At 65.1% G+C, this 18710-nt stretch carries 16 protein-coding genes; 5 read left to right on the plus strand and 11 right to left on the minus strand.

Going from position 1 to position 18710, the window contains the following annotated elements; translation table 11 throughout:
* Positions 1 to 267: 267 nt before the first annotated feature.
* From M2D63_RS24600 to M2D63_RS24650, 11 genes are all read right to left on the minus strand, one after another.
* Positions 268 to 729 carry a copper chaperone PCu(A)C gene (locus M2D63_RS24600; protein ID WP_285865694.1) on the minus strand — a complete coding sequence of 154 codons (462 nt, stop codon included), beginning with the start codon at positions 727 to 729 and terminating at the stop codon, positions 268 to 270.
* 15 nt (positions 730 to 744) lie between these two features.
* Positions 745 to 1749 (minus strand): SCO family protein, encoded by a 1005-nt coding sequence (locus M2D63_RS24605; protein ID WP_285865695.1) that lies wholly within the window; start codon positions 1747 to 1749, stop codon positions 745 to 747.
* A 64-nt stretch (positions 1750 to 1813) separates the two neighbouring features.
* A complete protein-coding gene (locus tag M2D63_RS24610; protein WP_285865697.1) occupies positions 1814 to 5218 on the minus strand; it encodes an Ig-like domain-containing protein in 3405 nt (1134 codons plus the stop codon).
* Positions 5219 to 5498: 280 nt separating this feature from the next.
* A complete protein-coding gene (locus tag M2D63_RS24615; RefSeq protein ID WP_285865698.1) occupies positions 5499 to 6866 on the minus strand; it encodes an ATP-binding protein in 1368 nt (455 codons plus the stop codon).
* Positions 6863 to 7525: a response regulator gene (locus tag M2D63_RS24620; protein WP_285865699.1), complete on the minus strand. Its 663-nt coding sequence runs from the start codon at positions 7523 to 7525 to the stop codon at positions 6863 to 6865. The genes M2D63_RS24615 and M2D63_RS24620 overlap by 4 nt, the downstream gene beginning before the upstream one ends.
* 11 nt (positions 7526 to 7536) lie before the next feature.
* Positions 7537 to 8181 carry a tetratricopeptide repeat protein gene (locus tag M2D63_RS24625; RefSeq protein WP_285865701.1) on the minus strand — a complete coding sequence of 215 codons (645 nt, stop codon included), beginning with the start codon at positions 8179 to 8181 and terminating at the stop codon, positions 7537 to 7539.
* On the minus strand, positions 8178 to 8987 hold the full coding sequence (locus M2D63_RS24630; RefSeq protein ID WP_285865702.1) for an SDR family oxidoreductase: 810 nt from the start codon (positions 8985 to 8987) through the stop codon (positions 8178 to 8180). The genes M2D63_RS24625 and M2D63_RS24630 overlap by 4 nt, the downstream gene beginning before the upstream one ends.
* On the minus strand, positions 8974 to 9648 hold the full coding sequence (locus M2D63_RS24635) for a TenA family transcriptional regulator (RefSeq protein ID WP_285865703.1): 675 nt from the start codon (positions 9646 to 9648) through the stop codon (positions 8974 to 8976). Before M2D63_RS24635 ends, M2D63_RS24630 begins: the two co-directional genes overlap by 14 nt.
* The gene (locus M2D63_RS24640) at positions 9645 to 11126 is read right to left on the minus strand and encodes an AMP-binding protein (RefSeq protein ID WP_285865705.1); all 1482 of its coding nucleotides are present in this window, start codon (positions 11124 to 11126) and stop codon (positions 9645 to 9647) included. Before M2D63_RS24640 ends, M2D63_RS24635 begins: the two co-directional genes overlap by 4 nt.
* Positions 11116 to 11793 carry a thermostable hemolysin gene (locus tag M2D63_RS24645; RefSeq protein WP_285865707.1) on the minus strand — a complete coding sequence of 226 codons (678 nt, stop codon included), beginning with the start codon at positions 11791 to 11793 and terminating at the stop codon, positions 11116 to 11118. Before M2D63_RS24645 ends, M2D63_RS24640 begins: the two co-directional genes overlap by 11 nt.
* 140 nt (positions 11794 to 11933) lie before the next feature.
* Positions 11934 to 12806 (minus strand): LysR family transcriptional regulator, encoded by an 873-nt coding sequence (locus M2D63_RS24650; RefSeq protein WP_285865710.1) that lies wholly within the window; start codon positions 12804 to 12806, stop codon positions 11934 to 11936.
* A 136-nt stretch (positions 12807 to 12942) separates the two neighbouring features.
* Between M2D63_RS24650 and M2D63_RS24655 the strand changes: the two genes are divergently transcribed.
* The 5 genes from M2D63_RS24655 to M2D63_RS24675 all read left to right on the plus strand — a co-directional run bounded on the left by M2D63_RS24655 (position 12943) and on the right by M2D63_RS24675 (position 18430).
* Positions 12943 to 14064 (plus strand): muconate cycloisomerase family protein, encoded by a 1122-nt coding sequence (locus tag M2D63_RS24655; RefSeq protein WP_285865711.1) that lies wholly within the window; start codon positions 12943 to 12945, stop codon positions 14062 to 14064.
* Positions 14065 to 14091: 27 nt separating this feature from the next.
* On the plus strand, positions 14092 to 14382 hold the full coding sequence (gene catC / locus M2D63_RS24660; protein WP_285865712.1) for a muconolactone Delta-isomerase: 291 nt from the start codon (positions 14092 to 14094) through the stop codon (positions 14380 to 14382).
* 52 nt (positions 14383 to 14434) lie between these two features.
* Positions 14435 to 15370 carry a catechol 1,2-dioxygenase gene (gene catA, locus M2D63_RS24665; RefSeq protein WP_285865713.1) on the plus strand — a complete coding sequence of 312 codons (936 nt, stop codon included), beginning with the start codon at positions 14435 to 14437 and terminating at the stop codon, positions 15368 to 15370.
* 282 nt (positions 15371 to 15652) lie between these two features.
* Positions 15653 to 17011 (plus strand): MFS transporter, encoded by a 1359-nt coding sequence (locus tag M2D63_RS24670; RefSeq protein WP_285865715.1) that lies wholly within the window; start codon positions 15653 to 15655, stop codon positions 17009 to 17011.
* A 174-nt stretch (positions 17012 to 17185) separates the two neighbouring features.
* Positions 17186 to 18430, plus strand: a complete 1245-nt coding sequence (locus tag M2D63_RS24675; protein WP_285865717.1) for an OprD family outer membrane porin — start codon at positions 17186 to 17188, stop codon at positions 18428 to 18430.
* The last annotated feature ends 280 nt before the right edge of the window (positions 18431 to 18710 follow it).

Raw genomic sequence — 18710 nt, forward strand, 5'->3', positions numbered from 1 at the left:
TTGTGGGAGCTGGCGCAGCCTGCGATCGGCTGCGCAGCAGTCGCAATCGGCTCAGCTCGGTGGGTCTGAAGGCATTGCGTCGACAGGTTTTGCGGCCGTTTCACGGCCGATCGCAGCCTGGCGGCAGCTCCCACAAACACTCATGCACACCCATGACGACTGTGGGAGCTGGCGAAGCCTGCGATTGACCGCGCAGCGGTCGCCATCCCCGGTTGTCTGGGCTGGCCCTGGGCTTTGCCGGCTCCCACAACGAAAGTTGCTCCCACATCAATGCACATGGGCGGCCTGGGCTTCGACCGGTCCGACATCAACCATCACCTCAACCGCGCCAGCCTTTTCGAACTCCAGGGTCATCGCAAACTGCTCCCCAGCCTTGAGCGGCTGTTCCATGCCCGTCAACATCACATGGTTGGCTCCGGGCTGGAAGGTGACTTCGCTGTTGGCCGGAATCTCCATCGCATGCGCATGCTGCATGCTCATCATGCCGTCGCTGGCCGCCTGGCTGTGCAGTTCGGCCTGTTGCGCCCGCGGGCTGCTGACCCGGACCAGGCGGTCGGCCTGGCTGCCCTGGTTGACCACGGTGAAGTACGCCGAGCCGCCGGGCAACTCGGCCGGCAGCTCACGGGACCAGGGCTGGGTGATCAGCAGATCGCCAACGCTGTAGTCATGGGCAAAACTTTGGGCTGCGCCAAGGAGCAGGGCGGTAAACACCAGGAAACGGGAAGTCATGGGCCAGTTCCTTCTTCAGTTAACCGTACGGTTGTTGTTTTTCTGATCATTGGCAGCCATCGGCTGCAAACGCTCGGTCTCTTCGTTCAGGTAGGTCAGCACCGCGGCGACTTCGACTTCGCCCAGACGCAGGTTGGGCATGGCCAGGCGGTTGTACTGCTCGAACAACTGCATCGCCAGGGGCTCCTGTTCGGCCAGCATGCGGTCGGGCTCGCGGATCCAGCGGCTGAGCCAGGCCGGGTCGCGCTGGCGCGTCACCCCCAGCAGGTCCGGGCCGATGCTGCGCGCGCCGGCATGCTCGGTGTCGCCCAGGGTGTGGCAGGAGGAGCAGCGTGTGCGGTAGATCTGCTCGCCGGTGCTGGGCGGACGTATGACCGGCGCGGCGGCCATGGCGTTGGTGTCGGTTGTGGCCAGCTTCCAGTTGTGCAGGCTCTTGCCCAGCCGGTCGGCCAGCACGTAGGGGTTTTCCATGGGCGAGGCCTTCATCCAGCGGCCGGTGGCCTGGTTGCCGATGATCAGGCTGAGGTTATGGTCCTTGGTCGGGCCATCGTCGACGCCCTTGATGAACAGCCCGAGCTTTTGCCGCAGCAAGGTGATTTCGTCCTTGTTGCCGGTGAGGAACTGCCAGCCGGGGCCGACCTTGAATTTCCCTGCGTACTCCTTGAGCACCTCCGGCGTGTCAGCTTCCGGATCGATGCTGATCGAATAAAAGAACACATCTTGGCCCACCCGCTCGCCCAGCAGTTTCTGCACCTGCTTGAGGCGCGCGGTTTCCAGCGGGCAGGAATCGGTACAGCGGGTGAAGATGAAGTTGATCGCGACCACCTTGTCCTTGATCAGGTCGTCGAAAAAACGCACCGATTGCCCGTCCTGGTTGATCAGGGTGGTGTTGGGAAAGTAGTTCTGCCCCCATTGCTGGTCGGGGGCGCTTTCACTGGCGCTCGCCAGTGGCCAGTGCGCGCTGCCCAGGGCCAGCAACAGCAGCAGACGACTGAAGGTTGTGCGCGTGTTCCAGGCCATGTCTTTTCCTCCTCAAGGCCTCCTGTCCAGGCGATGGTGCCGGCCTGGACAGGAGGGGACGGGGTCAACGGACCGTGAGTGCCACGGTGAGCGGCTTGCCGTCTGCCGGCTTGATCGTCACCGTCGGGTTTGCCGCCGGCCCGCTGCCGGTGGTGCTGGCCGACAGGCGCCAGTTACCGCCGGTCATCACCGTTGCAGTACCCAGGGTCAGGGGTCCGCTGGTGGTCGCTGCGGTGATGGTGAGGGTGGCACCGGCTTTCAGCGAACTGGTGCCGGCCAGCTCCCAGGCATAACGGTTGTTGCTGCGCACGGTGACGGTCGCCACGCTGGCCTTGAGGTTGTAGTCGACCTCGACCAGCGCCGGCGTGACGGCAATGCGCACGTTGGCCGCCGATTCCGACACGGCCCCGCGGGCATCCTTGACCTTGTACTCGAACACCGCGGTGTAGGCTTCGCTGACCGTCGCCGGCGGGGTGAAGGTCACCCGCGTGCCGTCGCTGCTGACGCTGCCGTGGCCGGAGTCCGGCTGGCCGAGGCTGACCACCGACAGCGGCAGGTCGCCATCCGGGTCGCTGTCGTTGGCCAGGACGCTGAGGGTGACCGGCACACCGGCCTTGGTGGCACCGCTGTCGTCATTGGCCACCGGCAACTTGTTGTCATCCTCGCCATTGCCCGGGTCTTCGCCGTTGTCTTGCCGCGCGCCTGGCAGTGCGGCGGAGCTGATATAGCCGACGCCATCCCAGGTTGGCATGGGTGACGGCATCAGTTCGAGCTGGCCAGGGTTCTCAAGGTCGAAGCGCAGCAGCATGGAGTTGTCTTCATGCTGGGTGTTGTGGCAGTGCTCCATGAAGGTACCGGCGAACTCGCGGAAACGGATCGCCATTTCCACCTCTTCGGAGCTGTCCACTTCCGGCCCGACCCGATAGAGGTCCTTGCGCGACCATTTTTCCCACTCCGGCGGCGCCTTGCCGTCGCGGTTGAGGATGATGCCTTCCTCGAAGTGCACGTGCACCGGGTGGCTCCAGCCGTTGCCGCCGTTCTTGATCTTCCACACTTCCAGGGTGCCTTCGCCGTTGTAGCCAGCATCGGTCGGGCCGCTGGCCAGCTGTGGCGCGGCGGTGATCCGTCGTGGGTCCATGGCGTAACCAAAGCCACCGTCGGTCTTGATCGTCCAGGGTTGGGTGTCGGTGCCGTCGGAGCGCCCGAACTCGAAGCTGCGCTGACGTGCCTGCTTGAGCTTGGCCTGCATGGTCGGATCATTGCGGTCGAGGGTCAGCGGGATCATCGACTTGCCGGCGGCCTTGCCGGGCTTGGCCGGTTCATAGGCGGCCGGGTCCATGGCCAGGTCCTGGCCGGTGTAGGCCTTGACGTTGAACTGCAGGAACTTGCCGACCACCGGGTCGCCGTCGCGCCACCTCGGGCCTTTGCTGGTCTGGTCGACCACCGCCTTGTATTTTTCCGAGAGCACGTCGGCCAACGCAATGGCGTCCTTGCTCGGGCCCTTGCCGGTGTCGTGCTCCATGAGGTTGACGAAGAAGATCTTGTCCCCGGCTTTGATCCCGTTCTTGCCGAAGTTGATGATGATGTCGTAGCGCTCGGCGATCGACATGGTCGGCAGGATGCCGTTGTCGTCGCGGGTATCGCCGTTGCCGTTGAGGTCCATGCTGCCGTCGAACGGAATGGCGTGTTCCATGATGTTGCCGTCGTTGGCGACCATGTGGAACGGCACCCGGGCATAGGACACCCCGGAACCCTTGGGCCCGGGGAACTCGCCACCATTGCCGGCGATTTCGCGGACCACGGCGATCTTGAAGTAACGCGACACCGAGCCATTGAGGATACGCAAGCGATAGCTGCGCGCACGGACGTCGAAATAAGGTTTGTACAGCCAGTTGACCGTCATCTGGTCGCCGAGGAAGCCGTCGATGTTGAAGGGGTTGAACCACAACTGGCCGCTCTGGTCCCAGGCCTTGTCGGCAAAGGTCAGGTTGACGTCATAGTCGCGGTTGCCCCACGGCAGCGCCGAACCGCTGGGCAGGCGCAGGTTGACGCCGTCCTCCAGCGCCTCGTTGCCACGGTCCAGGGCGCTGTAGTAGTTCATCATCGCCGCGTTGCCCTTGTAGACGTTGTGGGCGGTGAAGTCGAGCATGTGGTCGTGGAACCAGTGGGTGCTCATGGTCTCGCGCCAGTCGCCGCGCACCTTGATGCTGCCGTTCTCGCAGGTCTTGAGCCCCGGGGTGCGGTCGTTGACCCAGAGGGTTTCCCCCGGGTTGCAGGGGAACGCCGCCCGTGGGTCCTGGGCGGCAGTGTTGATCGAGTCGTAGCCGGCCAGTTGCAGCGGCCAGCGGTAGTCGTAGTACTGCCCGGGAAAGAAGAAGGCGTTGGTGTAGCCATCGCTTTCGGCCGGGTTATGGCCGTTGTGCTCGTGGGTGCTGAGGGTGTGCAGGCCGAAGCCTCCATTGGCCGCCGGATCGATCGGCAGGGCGTTGTAGTGACGCAGCAGGACGGGTTGGCCGTAACGGGCCATCATCAGCTTGGGCGGCAACGTACCATCGAAGGTCCACACCGAGTTGTGGTTCTGGATCGGCATGTTGGGGTGCAGGCGGATGCCGATGCCCTTGGTCGTCCCCTGGGTGGCGGTGAGGCCTGCGGTGTTGTGATAGAGCCCGCCGGGACCGAACTCGCCCTTGCTGTAGCCATGCATCTGCTTGCTGTCGCGCAGCCCCTGGTTGACCCGCGCGCCGGCCTGCGCGGTCTTCACCGCGGCCTGGGGGTAAAACTCGTTCCAGCGTTGATGCGACCAGCCTTTTCCTGGTGGCCGTCCTTCTGCGGGCGAGCCCACCGGGTGGCGGTTGAGGAAGGCTTCGATCTGCGCCTTCCAGGGGTTGCGGTCGAGGACGTTGGAATACTGCGTAGGGAAGGGCGACAGCCCCGGTTGGCGCAGGAAGGCGTCCAGGGCGGCACTGGCGGGGCCGCTGCGGGCGACGTTGTTGGGGTCCTGCTCGGGCGCCGCACCCAAGGTCGGGACCGGGAAGGGGATGGTACCGGCTTCCACCGTCGGGTCGAGTTTTTCCATGCCGAATTCTTCGTACAGCAGCATCTGCTGGGTAAAGGGCTGGGCACCGAACAAGGGGCTGGCCAGGCCATTGGTGGGGTAGTTGAACGAGGTCTGCTGGGCCGGCTGCAGGACGTTTTCCGTGCGCGGCGTGGTTCTGTCGCCATAGGCGCCGTTGGGCAGCGCGAGCGACCCGTGGTTGCCTTCGGGCAGCGACTTGAGCGCGTCCAGCGCGGCCTGGATGGCCAGCGGGTCGGTGGGCGCGGGGGTGTAGGCCGAGGGGTCGGTCGGTGGCGGCTGGCTGGTGTCGTCGATCGGCGCCGCACTGGTCGTGCTGGCACCGAGGACGACCAGCAGCGCGGAGGCGATGCCTGTACGCCGGAACAGGCCAAGGGGTGAAGGAGGAATGTGCATAGCGTTTACCTCGCTCGATGCCGTGTTGGCTGGCGCAGTGGGCTGCGCTCGGAAATATCAAATGGCCACTTCTATTGCGCATCAAGCAAAAACGGATCCAACTCCCTTGATTGTCTGAAAATAGATGTAAGGCACTGATTGATAAGTGATTTATTTTTGATGAGGGGGTGCGGTGGGGGAAGATTGGATCCAGGCTGGGGGCAGTTCCCCGTTATCGGTGGGCGGTATAGCCTGCCAATCCCCCTCTTTGTGTGGGTGTTTTTAAGGTGCTGCCAGCGGGCTAGGCGGCGGGCAGTTCCAGGGTGGCGCGCAGGCCGCCCTGGGGGCGGTTCTCCAGGCGGATCTGGCCGCCCAGTCGATCGGCAATGGCTTTGACGATGGCCAGCCCCAGTCCGGCCCCCTGGTCATTGCCGCGGCTGTAGAAGCGTTCCAGCAGCCGGCCTTGCTCGGCCTCGTCGATGCCCGGGCCCTGGTCTTCGATCGTCAGCCGGTAATGCTCGCCGTGGCGGGCCAGGCGCACGCTGATCAGTCCGTGGGCCGGGGAGAAGGCGGCCGCGTTGCTCACCAGGTTGTTCAAGGCAATGTTGATGGCGGTGGGGTCGAGCCTGGCGGGACTTGGGGCGTCGCCCGCCTCGAATGCCAGCTCCAGGCCCTGGCTCAACAGCCAGGGCGTCAGTTGCGCCAGGCTGTCGCGCACGGTCGCGGCCAGATCGATGGCCGAGGCCCTGGGCACCGCTGACTGCGGTTCGATGCGGGCCATGGTCAGGAGCTGGTTGACCAGCCGGCTGGCACGGTCGACACCGGCAACCAGATGCTCCAGCGACTCGCGCCGAGCTTCTTGCGACTGGGTTTCCATCAGGTTCTGGGCATGGACTTTGAGCACCGCCAACGGGGTGCGCAGTTCGTGCGCGGCATCGGCGATAAAGCGTCGCTCGCGGCCAAGCACCTCCTGGATCTGCGCCAGCATGCGATTGAGCGCGGCCTGCATCGGTTCCAGTTCGCTGGGCAGGGGCGTCAGTTGCAGAGGTTCGAGCGAGCCGCTGTGGCGCGCGCGCAGGGTTGCGGCCATGTCCGCCAGCGGTTTGAGGCCCCAGCCGATGGCCAGCCAGACCATGGCCGCGAGGATCAGGCTGCCCAGCACGTTGGGCCACAGGGTGTGGCGCACGATGCGCTCGACCAGGTCGGCGCGCACATCGTCGCGTTCGCCCACCCAGATGCGCAGGCCGTTGTGCTTGTCTTCCAGGACGAACGCGCGCCAATGGCGATTGTGCACATCCACCACATCGCTGAAGCCGGGTTTGGCCGGTGGCGTGTGCAAGGCCGGGGCGCTGGCCGTATGCACCAGCACCTCGCCCTGGCGGCTCCAGACCTGGAAGGCGATCTTGCTTTCGTAGGGATGCCCGTCGACCCTGGGCACGGCCTCGCCCAGGGCGGTGTTGAAGGCCTGGTAGAGTTCGGCGTATTCCTTGCTGGCCAGCGGCATGCGCATGACGCCCTGCAGCAGCCTCGCGTTCTGTGCCAGCTGGGCGTCGTAGACCTCGGTGATTTCGTGATTGCTGTCGTGAAGGTTGAGCCCACCGATCAGCGCCAGCCCCAACAGCATCAAGCCAATGATCAGGGTCAGGGTACGGCGCCGGATCGATGTCATCGACGCTCCTCCACCAGGTAGCCCACGCCGCGAACGGTGCGGATCAGGTCGGTGGAGAATTTCTTGCGCAGGTGATGGATGTGCACTTCCAGGGTGTTGCTCTCGGCTTCTTCGTTCCAGCCGTACAACAACTGCATCAATTGATCGCGGGTCATGACCCGTCCTGGCGGCGACAGCAGTTCATGCAGCAGCTGGTACTCCTTGGGCGTCAGGGCCACCGGCAAGCCCTGGTAGCTGACCTGCTGGGTACCGGGATTGAGGCTGATGCCGGCATGCTCGATCAGCAGTTGCGCACGCCCGGCACTGCGGCGCAGCAGGGCGCGCAGACGGGCCTTGAGTTCGGCCAGGTCGAAGGGTTTGACCAGGTAATCGTCGGCCCCGGCATCCAGGCCGGCGATGCGGTCTTCGGTAGCATCGCGGGCGGTGAGGATCAGCACCGGCAGGTTCGAACCGCTGTCGCGCAGGCGCCGCAGCACATCCAGGCCGTCCATGCGTGGCAGGCCCAGGTCCAGTACCGCCAGGTCGAAGGATTCGCTGAGCAGGGCGTGCAAGGCACTGCTGCCGTCCTTGAGCCAGTCCACCGTGTAGCCTTCGCGGCCCAGGGCCTGGTGAATCCCTTCGCCCAGGCCGATGTCATCTTCGATCAGTAATACACGCACACGGCCACCTGTCAGTCGAGCTGCTTGTTGACGTCCACCAGTAATGCGGCAATATCCTTGCGTCGTCCAGCATCGGCGCTTTCCCGTCCTTGCCGGGGCGCGGCGTGCAGTGCCTTTTGCAGGGCGGCCCTGGCTTCAGCGTAGCGCTTCTGGCGGTACAGGTGATCGCCCCAGAAGTACAGGCTGTCGATGCCGTCGGGATTGATCTGCAAGGCTTGCTTGAGCAGTTGCTCGGCCCGGTCGGCATCACCGAAGCCGATCGGCCAGCCCGGCACCTGGTCGTACAGTGCGCCGAGGCTGGTATAGGCCGAGCCTTGCAAGGCGTTCGGGTCGAGGATCAGGGCCTTCTCAAGATCGGCCTTGGCGTCCTTGACCTTGCCCAGCGCGCCCAGCCCACCCTGGGCACCGGCCCAACTGCTGGTGACAATGCCCGACCAGATCCAGGCCTCGGCCAGTGCGGGGCGATCGCGGGTGAACCTCGATGCCTGGGTCGCCAGTTGCGCGAAGGCGTCTTCGCGTTGCGGCTGCGGCAACTCGTATTGTATGTGTGCCCAGTTTTGCTGGATGTCGTTGAGCCGTTGCTGGTCGGCGTTGTCGAGGGCCCAGACGCTCTGGCTCAAGGCACCGAGCAACAGGCAGGCGAGGACTTTATTCATGGCTTGGGGTGCTCGTGGCTGGACTTGTGGCTGATGTGGCGGATCAGCGGCAACTGCTTGCGCAGGCCCCGGTCCACCAGGCTCGGCAGCAGGCTGTTGAGGCGCACGAAGAAGCGCTCCGGCCAGCCCAGGAACAGGTCGCGACGGTCGCCGGCAATGGCCTGGATGACCGCATCGGCCACCGCCTGGGGATCGTCGACGCTGGCGTTCAGCGCTGCGTTCAGGGCCTGGGCGGCCGGGCTGTTCATCGGCGTGCGGGTGGCCCTTGGGGCGACATAGAGGACACCGACCCGGGTATCGGCCAGTTCCCGGCGCAGGGCTTCGGAAAAGCCGCGCAGGGCAAACTTGCTGGCGCAGTAGCTGGCATAGCCGGGGTAGCCGATCGAGCCATAGGTGGAGCCGACATTGACCACCATGGCGCTGTCGGCCTGCTTGAGCAGCGGCAGCAACAGGCGGGTCAGGCAGATCGGCGCGCCGATGTTCACCGCCAGCATGGCGTCGATGTCGGCGTCGTCGAGCTGTTCGAGCATGGCGAAGTGGTTGATGCCGGCGGCGTTGATCAGCAGGTTGATGCCGCCCAGGGCCTGGGCGGCGGCCAGTACCTTGCGCCGGTCGCCCGCCTGCGTCAGGTCGGCGGCCACCCAGCACAGGTGCTGGGGATGGCGTTCCAGCAAGGGTGCCAGCGGCGCCTGGTGCCGCGCCACCGCCACCACCCGGGCACCGGCGGCGCACAGGGCACTGGCGATGGCCAGGCCAATGCCACCGCTGGCGCCGGTCAGCACCACGCGGGCCTCATGCAGCTGCATGCTGAACCTCCGAGTGGCGCGGCAGGCCACGGAACATGTCGGTGTAGAGCCGGTACACCACTTTCGCGGCATGGATCACGGCGGCCTGGTCGGCGGGGTCGTCGAGCTTGTTCATCAGCTGGCGGTAGGTCTGCATATGCTCGATATCCAGCGCGCCGTGGGAGTCCAGGTAGCTGAAGGCGCTCTGCGGCAGGGCCAGGTGCGTGCGGATGCTGCCCGCGGCATGGGTGGCCAGGGCGATGCTGGTGCCTTCGAGCACGTTGACCATACCGAACAGGCCCACCGGGTTGCCCCGGGCGATCAGGTCGTAGAGAAAACTCACCATCAGCTCGATCGGCAACGAAGGCTGGCCATCGCGCACGGCTTTGCGGTCACCGCCGCAGGCGGCGATGTCGTTGAGCACCCACTGTTCATGGCCGTACTCTTCCTCGATGTACTCGCACACCGCCTTGCGCAGCCATTCAAGGCGAGCCGGCAGGCGCGCGCCGCAGGCCATCATCAGCGGCACCGTGTGGCGCACGTGGTAGTAGGCCTGGGCGAGGAACGCCCGGTAGCCCTCAAGGCTGACCTTGCCGGCGAGCGCGTCGAGGATGATCGGCAGGTTGAACAGTTCGTGGCGTTCCTGCTGGGTGGCTTCTTGCAGCGTGTCGAAAAAGGTCATGAGGCAGACTCCCTGGGGGCAGCGGATGCGGTCAGTCGGGCATGGAAGCGGGCGAGGATGGCTTCGCGGCGCGGGCGGCCATTGGCGGTCAGCAGGCCGTTGGCAACCGAGAAGGGTTGGTCCAGGCGAGTCCAGTCGTGGACCCGGGCATAGTCGGGCAATGCCTCGTTGGCCTGGGCCACGGCGCTGGCCAGCTCGGCGTCGGAGCAGTCGGCGCGGCGCGGCCACAGTAGCGCGTGATTGCGTGCCAGCGCCTCGCCATACACAAATGCCTGGGCGATGTGGGTGCGCTGGGTGAGTTCGGCCTCCACCCACTCCGGGTTGACGTTGCGGCCGAAACTGGTGACGAACTGATGTTTCTTGCGGCCCTTGAGGTAGAGGAAGCCCTCCGGGTCGAACTCACCGAGATCGCCGCTGGGCCACCATTGCTCGGTGAACGGCGCTTCACCCAGATAGCCGATCAGGGTTGACCCTTTGATCAGCACTTCGCCATCCGCGGCCAGTTTCACCTGCAGGTGCGGTAGCGGCCGGCCGACGCTGCCCGGGCGCCGGGCGCCGGGCCGGTTGAGGCACACCACCGAGGCGCATTCGGACAGGCCATAGCCTTCGTAGACCGGCAACCCGACGCGCTCGGCACGTTGCAGCAAGTCCAGCGAGACGCGGGCACCGCCGACGGCGGCAAAGCGCAGCGAGCGTGGGTCGAAAGCCCGCTGTTCGGCGGCGCCCACCAGCAGTTGCAACAATTGCGGCACCAGGATCAGGCTCTCGGGTGCGCGGCTGGCCAGGCAGGCGAGCAACGGCTCGACCTGCACGCCGCTGGCTCCCTGGATGCCGAGGGTCTGCTGGCTGGGCACACTGAGGGTGGCTCCCGCGTAAAGCGCGGCATAGCAGCCCAGGTTTTCCAGCAGGATCGCCAGTGGCAACAGCGCCAGGTGGTGGCGCGGCGCGCAGGGTTTGCTGGCGTTATCCAGCTCCCGCGCGACCCGCAGCAGGCTGTCGGCGCTCAGGCATACGCCCTTGGGCGTGCCGGTGGTGCCGGAGGTGAAGGTCAGCTTGGCGGTGCCGCCGGGCATCCGGCCCGGCTCGCTGAAAGTGCGGCACCAGAACCTGCCGCGTTGTTCATAGCCTGCCGCACTCAACTCGGCGCCCAGTTGTGGCTCGGCAATCACCCTGGCCGCCTGGCTCTGTTGCAGGCAGTGGGCCCGTTGTGCCGGGCTGAAGAAGGGCGGCAGGGTCACGCAGGCCAGGCCTTCGAACAGCGCGGCCAGGTCCCAGAGCATGGCCTCGCTGCCGTTGTCCAGGGCCAGGGCGACGACCTGCACCTGTTCCTTGCGCAGGCATTGCTGGCGCTCGCTGACTTCGGCACACAGGGTGGCGTAGTCGATTTTCAGCCCGTCGCCCCACAGGGCGATGGCCTGGGGCGTGCGCTCGCCGTGGCTGCGCAGGACCTGCTCGAAGCGTTGCACCTCAGGCGACATGGCTGCTGCCCTCGGCGGATGACGGCAGGCCCAGGCGGCTGAACAGACCCGTGTTGCGCAAGTGCACGAAGCCTGCGCGGATGTTGCCCACGTGTACCCAGGGCCGGCTTTGGTAATAGCTGCCCCAACTGTAGCGATCGTCACCCAGGCGCGCCGGATCGGCGGCGCACAGGGTTATCGGCTTGAGCCCCAGGCGGTGAAAGCTGTTGACCAGGCCGATGTTGCCGGTGAACGCCACCCATTCCAGGCCGCCCATGGCCAGCAGGCAGGTGAGGGCGACGATGCTCAGCCGGGCATTGCCGGTGTCGCTGGCGGCCAGGTTGCCGACTTCGATAATGCTGCTGCGCTGTACCGGGTAGCCGGCCGTGGCGCTGATCAGCGGCTCGATGGGTTGGTCCAGGTAGCGTTCCAGGAACAGCGCTTCGTCAGCTGCCCGGCGCACCCCGGCGACGGCGCAGAGCTGACCGTCGGTTGTGCTCATGCCCAGCAGCTGCGGCATGAAATGGCGGATCTCGGCGTCGTGCGCCTTGCGAAAGCGTTGCGCAATGAAGGCTTCGAAAGGCGCTCGCAGCGGGTCCCCGGGGCCTGCGCCGGCCAGGATCAGCGGTGGTGTGCCGGCCTGGCCGAAGCACAGGGGCAAAGGGATGTTCCAGTCGAAATCGGGCATGGGTGGATTGCCTCCCGCAATAGCACTGGGAGGAGTATCCGGGGCATTTCTTAACGAAGTCTGAAGATGCCCGGTGATGCAAGCGAAGGGCCGCAGGTGAAGCCAGCATTACCAGCCGGCAAGCACGGGGGCCGCTGCGCTCAGGAGGTCACCTGGGCAATCAGTGCCAGGCAGTGCTGGACCACCGGTGTCATATCGCCCTTGCGTCGACTGAGGATGATCGGGCTGACGGCACTGGAGTCGAGCAGGGCGACGTACTCGGTATCGGTGCGATGCTGTTGCTGGACCGACGCCGGCACCAGGGTGACGCCCAGGCCGGCGGCTACCAGGCCAATCGCCGTCTGCAGTTCGTTGGCCCACTGGCTCACCGTGATGCTCATGCCGTGCTGGGCGAACAGGCCAAGCACGTGATCGGCGTAGCTTGGCCGCGGTCTGGCCGGGTAGAGGACGAACGGTTCATTGGCCAGTTGCGCCAGCGTCAGGGCTTGTCCGACCAGCGGATGGCCGCTGGGCAGGACCGCAACCAGCGGATCTTCGCGCAGCACTTGCTGGAGGATGGCCGGGTCGTCGATTCGCAGCCGGCCGAAGGCGATATCGATCCGGCCGTTTTTCAGCGCTTCGACCTGTTGCAGGGTGGTCATTTCGCTCAAGCCAAGCTCCAGTTCCCCGTCGCGGCGCAGCTCGCGGATCAGCTCCGGCAACACCGCGTACAGGGTCGAAGGGGCGAAGCCGATCCCGAGCCATTGGCGCTTCTTCTGGCTGATGCGCCGGGTGTTTTCGCCGATGCTCTGCAACTGCTCGAGCAGTGGGCAGATCTGTTCGTAGAAAAAGCGCCCGGCCTCGGTCAGTTGCAGTGGCCGTTCGCGAATCACCAACAGTGCGCCCAGCTCCTCTTCGAGCTGCCCGATCTGTCGGCTCAACGGCGGCTGGGCCATGTGCAGCACCTCGGCCGCGCGGGTGAAATTGAGGGTCTCGGCCAGGACCTTGAAGTAGCGAAGGTGACGCAGCTCCATCAGACCTCCCGGGTATGGTGGCAGACAAATTTGATATTGGACGGCGCTCAGGGTCTCGCGCAATGCTTGAAAAATCAAGTAAATCTTGGGTCTCGGGTCAGCCACCTGCGACCTGCATTGACGGGACAGTCGAACAATGACAAACGCTGTAATCGAACGCCTGGAGGCACTGATCGTCGACCTGCCGACGATCCGCCCGCACAAGCTGGCCATGCACACCATGCAGCAGCAAACCCTGGTGATCCTGCGCCTGCGCTGCAGCGACGGGGTAGAGGGCATTGGCGAGGCCACCACCATCGGCGGCCTGGCCTACGGGTACGAAAGCCCCGAGGGGATCAAGACCAATATCGATGCACACCTGGCCCCGGCACTGGTCGGCATGCCGGCCGACAATATCAACGCCGCGATGCTCAAGCTCGACAAGCTGGCCAAGGGCAACACCTTCGCCAAGTCCGCCATCGAGAGCGCCTTGCTCGATGCCCAGGGCAAACGCCTGGGGCTGCCGGTCAGCGAACTGCTCGGCGGGCGGGTGCGCGACAGCCTGGAAGTGGCCTGGACCCTGGCCAGCGGCGACACCGCCCGGGATATCGCCGAAGCCGAGCATATGCTGGAAATCCGCCGACACCGGCTGTTCAAGCTGAAGATCGGCGCCAACCCGCTGGAACAGGACCTCAAGCATGTCATCGCGATCAAGCGAGAACTGGGCGAACGGGCCAGCGTGCGGGTCGACGTCAACCAGTACTGGGACGAGTCCCAGGCCATCCGCGCGTGCCGGGTGCTGGGCGACAACGGCATCGACCTGATCGAACAGCCGATCTCGCGGATCAACCGCAGCGGCCAGGTGCGCCTCAACCAGCGCAGTCCGGCACCGATCATGGCCGATGAGTCGATCGAGAGCGTCGAGGATGCCTTCAGCCTGGCGGCCGACGGCGCGGCCAGCATCTTCGCCCTGAAGATTGCCAAGAACGGCGGCCCCCGGGCCGTGCTGCGTACCGCGCAGATCGCCGAGGCCGCCGGTATCGCCTTGTACGGCGGGACCATGCTCGAGGGCGCGGTCGGCACCCTGGCCAGCGCCCATGCCTTCCTGACCCTGCGTCAGCTGACCTGGGGCACCGAGTTGTTCGGGCCGCTGCTGCTGACCGAGGACGTCGTGACCCGGGCCCCGGAGTACCGCGACTTCCAGCTTCATGTACCGCATACGCCAGGCTTGGGCCTGACCCTGGATGAAACGCGCCTGGCCCGTTTCGCCCGCCGCTGAACCTGACTCGATGCAAGGAGAGAGACCATGCTGTTCCACGTGAAGATGACCGTGAAGTTGCCGGTCGACATGGACCCGGCCCGGGCCGCGAAGCTCAAGGCCGACGAGAAGGAACTGGCCCAGCGCCTGCAGCGCGAGGGCACCTGGCGCCACCTGTGGCGCATCGCCGGGCATTACGCCAACTACAGCGTCTTCGACGTTGCCAGCGTCGAGGCCCTGCACGACACCTTGATGCAACTGCCGCTGTTCCCCTACATGGACATCGAGGTCGACGGGCTGTGCCGTCACCCGTCATCCATCCACGCCGACGACCGTTGACCGCCGGGCAAGCCTGGCAACTACCTGACAACAATAATTCGAGGTAATCCAAATGACCGTGACCATTTCCCAAACCGCCGAAGTCAAAGCGTTCTTCGAGCAAGTCGCAGGCCTTGGCAATGACCAGGGCAGCCCGAGGTTCAAGCAGATCATCCTGCGCCTGCTCGGCGATGTCGCCCGGCTGGTCGAAGACCTGCAGATCACCGATGACGAGTTCTGGAAGGCCGTGGACTACCTCAACCGCATGGGCAAGGGTAACGAGGCCGGCTTGCTGGTGGCCGGCCTGGGTATCGAGCACTTCCTCGACCTGCTGCAGGACGCCAGGGACGCCGAGGCCGGCCTGACCGGCGGCACCCCGCGTACCATCGAAGGCCCGCTGTACGTTGCCGGCGCCCCGTTGAGTGAGGGCGAAACCCGCATGGACGACGGTACCGATCCGGGTACGGTGATGTTCCTCCAGGGCCGGGTGCTGGATGCCGACGGCAAACCGCTGGCGGGCGCCATGGTCGATCTGTGGCACGCCAACACCCAAGGCAGCTACTCGTACTTCGATACCACCCAGTCCGCGTTCAACCTGCGCCGTCGCGTCATTACCGACGCCCAGGGCTGCTACCGCGCCCGCAGCATCGTGCCGAACGGCTACGGTTGCCCGCCGGCAGGCACCACCCAGGAGGCGCTCAACCTGCTGGGCCGCCATGGCAATCGTCCGGCGCACATCCACTTCTTCATCTCGGCACCGGGCTATCGTCACCTGACCACCCAGATCAACCTGGCCGGTGACAAGTACCTGTGGGACGACTTCGCCTATGCCACCCGCGACGGCCTGGTCGGCGACCTGCAGTTTGTCACCGACGCCGCTGCAGCCCGCGACCGCGGGGTCGAAGGCGAGCGCTTCGCGACCCTGGCGTTCGACTTCCAGTTGCAGGCCGCCGACACTCCGCAGGCACAAGCGCGCAGCCACCGTCCCCGCGCTCTGCAGGAAGTCTGACAGGCCGGGCTGCGAAGCCGGCTACTGAAGCGTGCGCTGCCTGCCATCGCCGGCAGCGCCATTGCTCAGCGCTCCACTCCTCTTTGTTGCCCTCTACGCCAATCCAATAACAACAAAGGCACTTGGTCATGCGTGAATCCACGTCTGCGCGTCTGTTCGTGTCCGCCTGTTTCTGACAGGTCACTGCCTTTTCCCACTACCTCCCGAATGTCCCGGCAAGGCTGAGCCTGTCCGGTCACGCGCGGGAGCTATCCAGGCTGTCCAATCAGGAACCACAGGTCCATGAACACTCAGGTCAAACCGCAACAACTCGAACAAGCGAAACAGCGCTATGCCTATGAATGGTATGTGGTCATGCTGTGCATGGTGGCGTACATCTTCTCCTTCGTCGACCGGCAGATCCTCGCCCTGATGATCGAGCCGATCAAGGCCGACCTGAACCTGACCGATACCCAGTTCAGTCTCCTGCACGGCCTGGCATTCTCGTTGTTCTACGCCTTTATGGGCATGCCGATCGCCTACCTGGCCGACCGTTTCTCGCGGCCGCGGATCATCGCCATCGGCGTGGTGTTCTGGAGCCTGGCCACCGCTGCCTGCGGCTTCAGCAAGAATTTCCTGCAGATGTTCCTGGCGCGCATCGGCGTCGGTGTCGGTGAGGCGGCCTTGTCGCCTTCGGCCTATTCGATGTTCAGCGACATGTTCCCCCGGGAAAAGCTCGGGCGGGCCGTGGGCATCTACTCGGTCGGCTCCTTCGTCGGCGGCGGGATCGCCTTCCTGGTCGGCGGCTATGTGATCGCCATGCTCAAGGGCAGCGCTACCATCGAGGTGGCCGTACTGGGGGTGATCAAGACCTGGCAACTGGCGTTCTTCATCGTCGGGCTGCCCGGGGTGATCGTCGGCTTGCTGGTCTGGCTGACGGTGCGCAATCCTGAGCGCAAGGGCGTGCAACGGGATGCCGACGGACAGCCGAAAAAGGTCCGCCTGTCCGACGGCCTGCGCTTCATCGGGCGCCACCGGAAGACCTTTGCCTGCCACTACCTGGGCTTTTCGTTCTACGCCATGGCCCTGTACTGCATGATGAGCTGGACGCCTGCGCTGTACATCCGCAAGTTCGGCCTGAGCCCGGAGCAGGCCGGTTTCATGCTCGGCACCGTCATGTTGCTGGCCAATACCACCGGCGTGGTGTGTGGCGGCTGGTTGACCGACCACCTGGCCAAGCGTGGCCGTACCGATGCGCCGATGCGCACCGGGCTGATTGGCGCCGTCGGGATGATCGTGCCTGCCGTGCTGTACTCCCAGGTCGATCAGCTGTGGTTGTCGGTGGCGTTACTGGTACCGGCGATGTTCTTTGCCTCCTTCCCGATGCCGACCTCCACGGCAGCCATGCAGATCCTCTCGCCCAACCAGGTGCGCGCCCAGGTCTCGGCGCTGTTCCTGCTGGTCAGCAACCTGCTGGGCCTGGGCGTGGGCACTACCCTAGTGGCCTTGCTGACCGACCGCTATTTCGGCTCGCCACTGGCGGTGGGCTCGTCGATGTCGATCGTCAGCGTCGGCGCGTCGCTGCTGGCAATCGTGCTGCTGCTCAAGGGTTGCCAGTGCTTCCGGGCCAGCATGGAACGCGAGCATCCGCAGGCGAACTGACGATCCTGGGGCAGGCGGGAAGGGCATTGCCTGAACGGCAGCGCCTGTGCCCCACCTGCCGCTGATACCTGAAACACCACCACCACGTGACAGGTCGACGGGCCTGGTCGGGTCGATGCCGCCTGGTTGATCGACGGCCAGCCCGTTGCCCTGTCCGCTGCTACAGGATTTCCCATGAAACGCAAATGGCCGCTAGGTGCGACCCCCTTGCTCTTGTGCATCGGCACGGCACTGCCGCTGACAGGGCAGGCCGACATCGTCGATGACAGCCACCTCCAGCTGAGCGCCAGGAACCTGTTCCTGGACCGCAACTTCACCAACCCGGGAGCGCCGGTTTCCAAGGTCGGCAACTGGTCGCAAGGATTCGACCTGCAGTTTCAATCCGGCTACACCGACACGCCGCTGGCCCTGGGCCTGGACCTTGACGGTCAAGTAGGCGTGCGCCTGGACTCCACCGGTAACGATGGCTCGCTGCCCTTCAGCAAGCACCAGCAACAGACGGCCCCCGAGTACAGCCGTGCCGGGGCAACCTTCAAGCTCAAGTACCAAAGCACCGAGCTGAAGATCGGTGACCAGCGGCCCAACTACCCGGTCGCCTCCAACGACCCCAGTCGTCTGCTCGACACCATCTACCAGGGCGCCGTCATCGAGTCGCGAGACATCGAGCGCCTGCAACTGGTCGGTGGGCGGTTCTGGTCGATCGTCAGCCGCGAGTCTTCCAACCATGAACGCCTGTACCGCCAAGGCACCTCCGACAGCCTGGACAGCGAAGGCCTGGACTTCTTCGGCGCTACCTATGCGCTGACGCCGGACCTGCAGGCCAGCTACTTCCATGGCGTGCTCAACGACATCTACAAGCAGGACTACGGCGGCTTCAAGCACGCCCTGAAGTTCGCCGACGGTTACCTGCTGAAAACCCACATCGGCTACTTCGACAACCGTGACGACGGCAACGCCCGTAGCGGTGAGGTCGACAACCGTGCCTACTTTGGTCTGCTGACCCTGGAGAAAAGCGGCCACCTGATCGGTGCCAGCTACCAGCGCATGACCGGCGACACGGTGTTCCCCACCCTCAACGGCTATGTACCGCAGTTGTACCTGCCCAACTGGGCCGGGCTGCCCTTCATTCGCCCTGACGAGCGCAGCTGGTCGGTGCGCTACGGCTACAACTTCGCCGCCCTGGGCGTGCCCGGGCTGAACTTCTTCACCCGTTACATCAAGGGCACCGATATCGATCGCGGCCGAGGTCTTGCCCGCGAGCAGGAAAGCGAGCGCGACATCGTGCTGAGCTACGTCGTGCAGAGCGGGCCGTTGAAGAGCCTCGCCTTCGACCTGCGCAACCTGCATACCCAGCAGCACTACGGCAATGACTACAACGAGTATCGACTGGGCACTTCCTATACCTGGAAGTTCTGGTGAGTACCTGCCGATTTCCATTTGTCCGCCCAGGCCGCGTCAACCACGCTGCCGAGCGGATGCCTTTTTGCCTGGGCCATGCCGTGCGGGGAAGGCCCGGGCTTTTTGTTTGGTTCTTCACGGAATCCTGGGGGCTATGGTCCTTGGGCTTGGGCTTGGGCTTGGGCTTGGGCTTGCGAGCTTATCCATTGCATGTGGTGACGCTACCGGCCCCTTCCGCCTTTACGGCGGCCTACTTTTCTCTTGGGAAAAGTAGGCAAAACCGCTTGCTCCTGCATCCGGC

Source organism: Pseudomonas sp. BJa5, assembly GCF_030272875.2.
In the GTDB taxonomy this organism is placed as follows: Bacteria; Pseudomonadota; Gammaproteobacteria; order Pseudomonadales; family Pseudomonadaceae; genus Aquipseudomonas.

Coding starts and splice junctions, on each gene's coding strand:
- M2D63_RS24600 (WP_285865694.1), bottom strand. CDS start 729: ATGACTTCCCGTTTCCTGGTGTTTACCGCCCTGCTCCTTGGCGCAGCC.
- M2D63_RS24605 (WP_285865695.1), bottom strand. CDS start 1,749: ATGGCCTGGAACACGCGCACAACCTTCAGTCGTCTGCTGCTGTTGCTG.
- M2D63_RS24610 (WP_285865697.1), bottom strand. CDS start 5,218: ATGCACATTCCTCCTTCACCCCTTGGCCTGTTCCGGCGTACAGGCATC.
- M2D63_RS24615 (WP_285865698.1), bottom strand. CDS start 6,866: ATGACATCGATCCGGCGCCGTACCCTGACCCTGATCATTGGCTTGATG.
- M2D63_RS24625 (WP_285865701.1), bottom strand. CDS start 8,181: ATGAATAAAGTCCTCGCCTGCCTGTTGCTCGGTGCCTTGAGCCAGAGC.
- M2D63_RS24630 (WP_285865702.1), bottom strand. CDS start 8,987: ATGCAGCTGCATGAGGCCCGCGTGGTGCTGACCGGCGCCAGCGGTGGC.
- M2D63_RS24635 (WP_285865703.1), bottom strand. CDS start 9,648: ATGACCTTTTTCGACACGCTGCAAGAAGCCACCCAGCAGGAACGCCAC.
- M2D63_RS24640 (WP_285865705.1), bottom strand. CDS start 11,126: ATGTCGCCTGAGGTGCAACGCTTCGAGCAGGTCCTGCGCAGCCACGGC.
- M2D63_RS24645 (WP_285865707.1), bottom strand. CDS start 11,793: ATGCCCGATTTCGACTGGAACATCCCTTTGCCCCTGTGCTTCGGCCAG.
- M2D63_RS24650 (WP_285865710.1), bottom strand. CDS start 12,806: ATGGAGCTGCGTCACCTTCGCTACTTCAAGGTCCTGGCCGAGACCCTC.
- M2D63_RS24655 (WP_285865711.1), top strand. CDS start 12,943: ATGACAAACGCTGTAATCGAACGCCTGGAGGCACTGATCGTCGACCTG.
- catC (WP_285865712.1), top strand. CDS start 14,092: ATGCTGTTCCACGTGAAGATGACCGTGAAGTTGCCGGTCGACATGGAC.
- catA (WP_285865713.1), top strand. CDS start 14,435: ATGACCGTGACCATTTCCCAAACCGCCGAAGTCAAAGCGTTCTTCGAG.
- M2D63_RS24670 (WP_285865715.1), top strand. CDS start 15,653: ATGAACACTCAGGTCAAACCGCAACAACTCGAACAAGCGAAACAGCGC.
- M2D63_RS24675 (WP_285865717.1), top strand. CDS start 17,186: ATGAAACGCAAATGGCCGCTAGGTGCGACCCCCTTGCTCTTGTGCATC.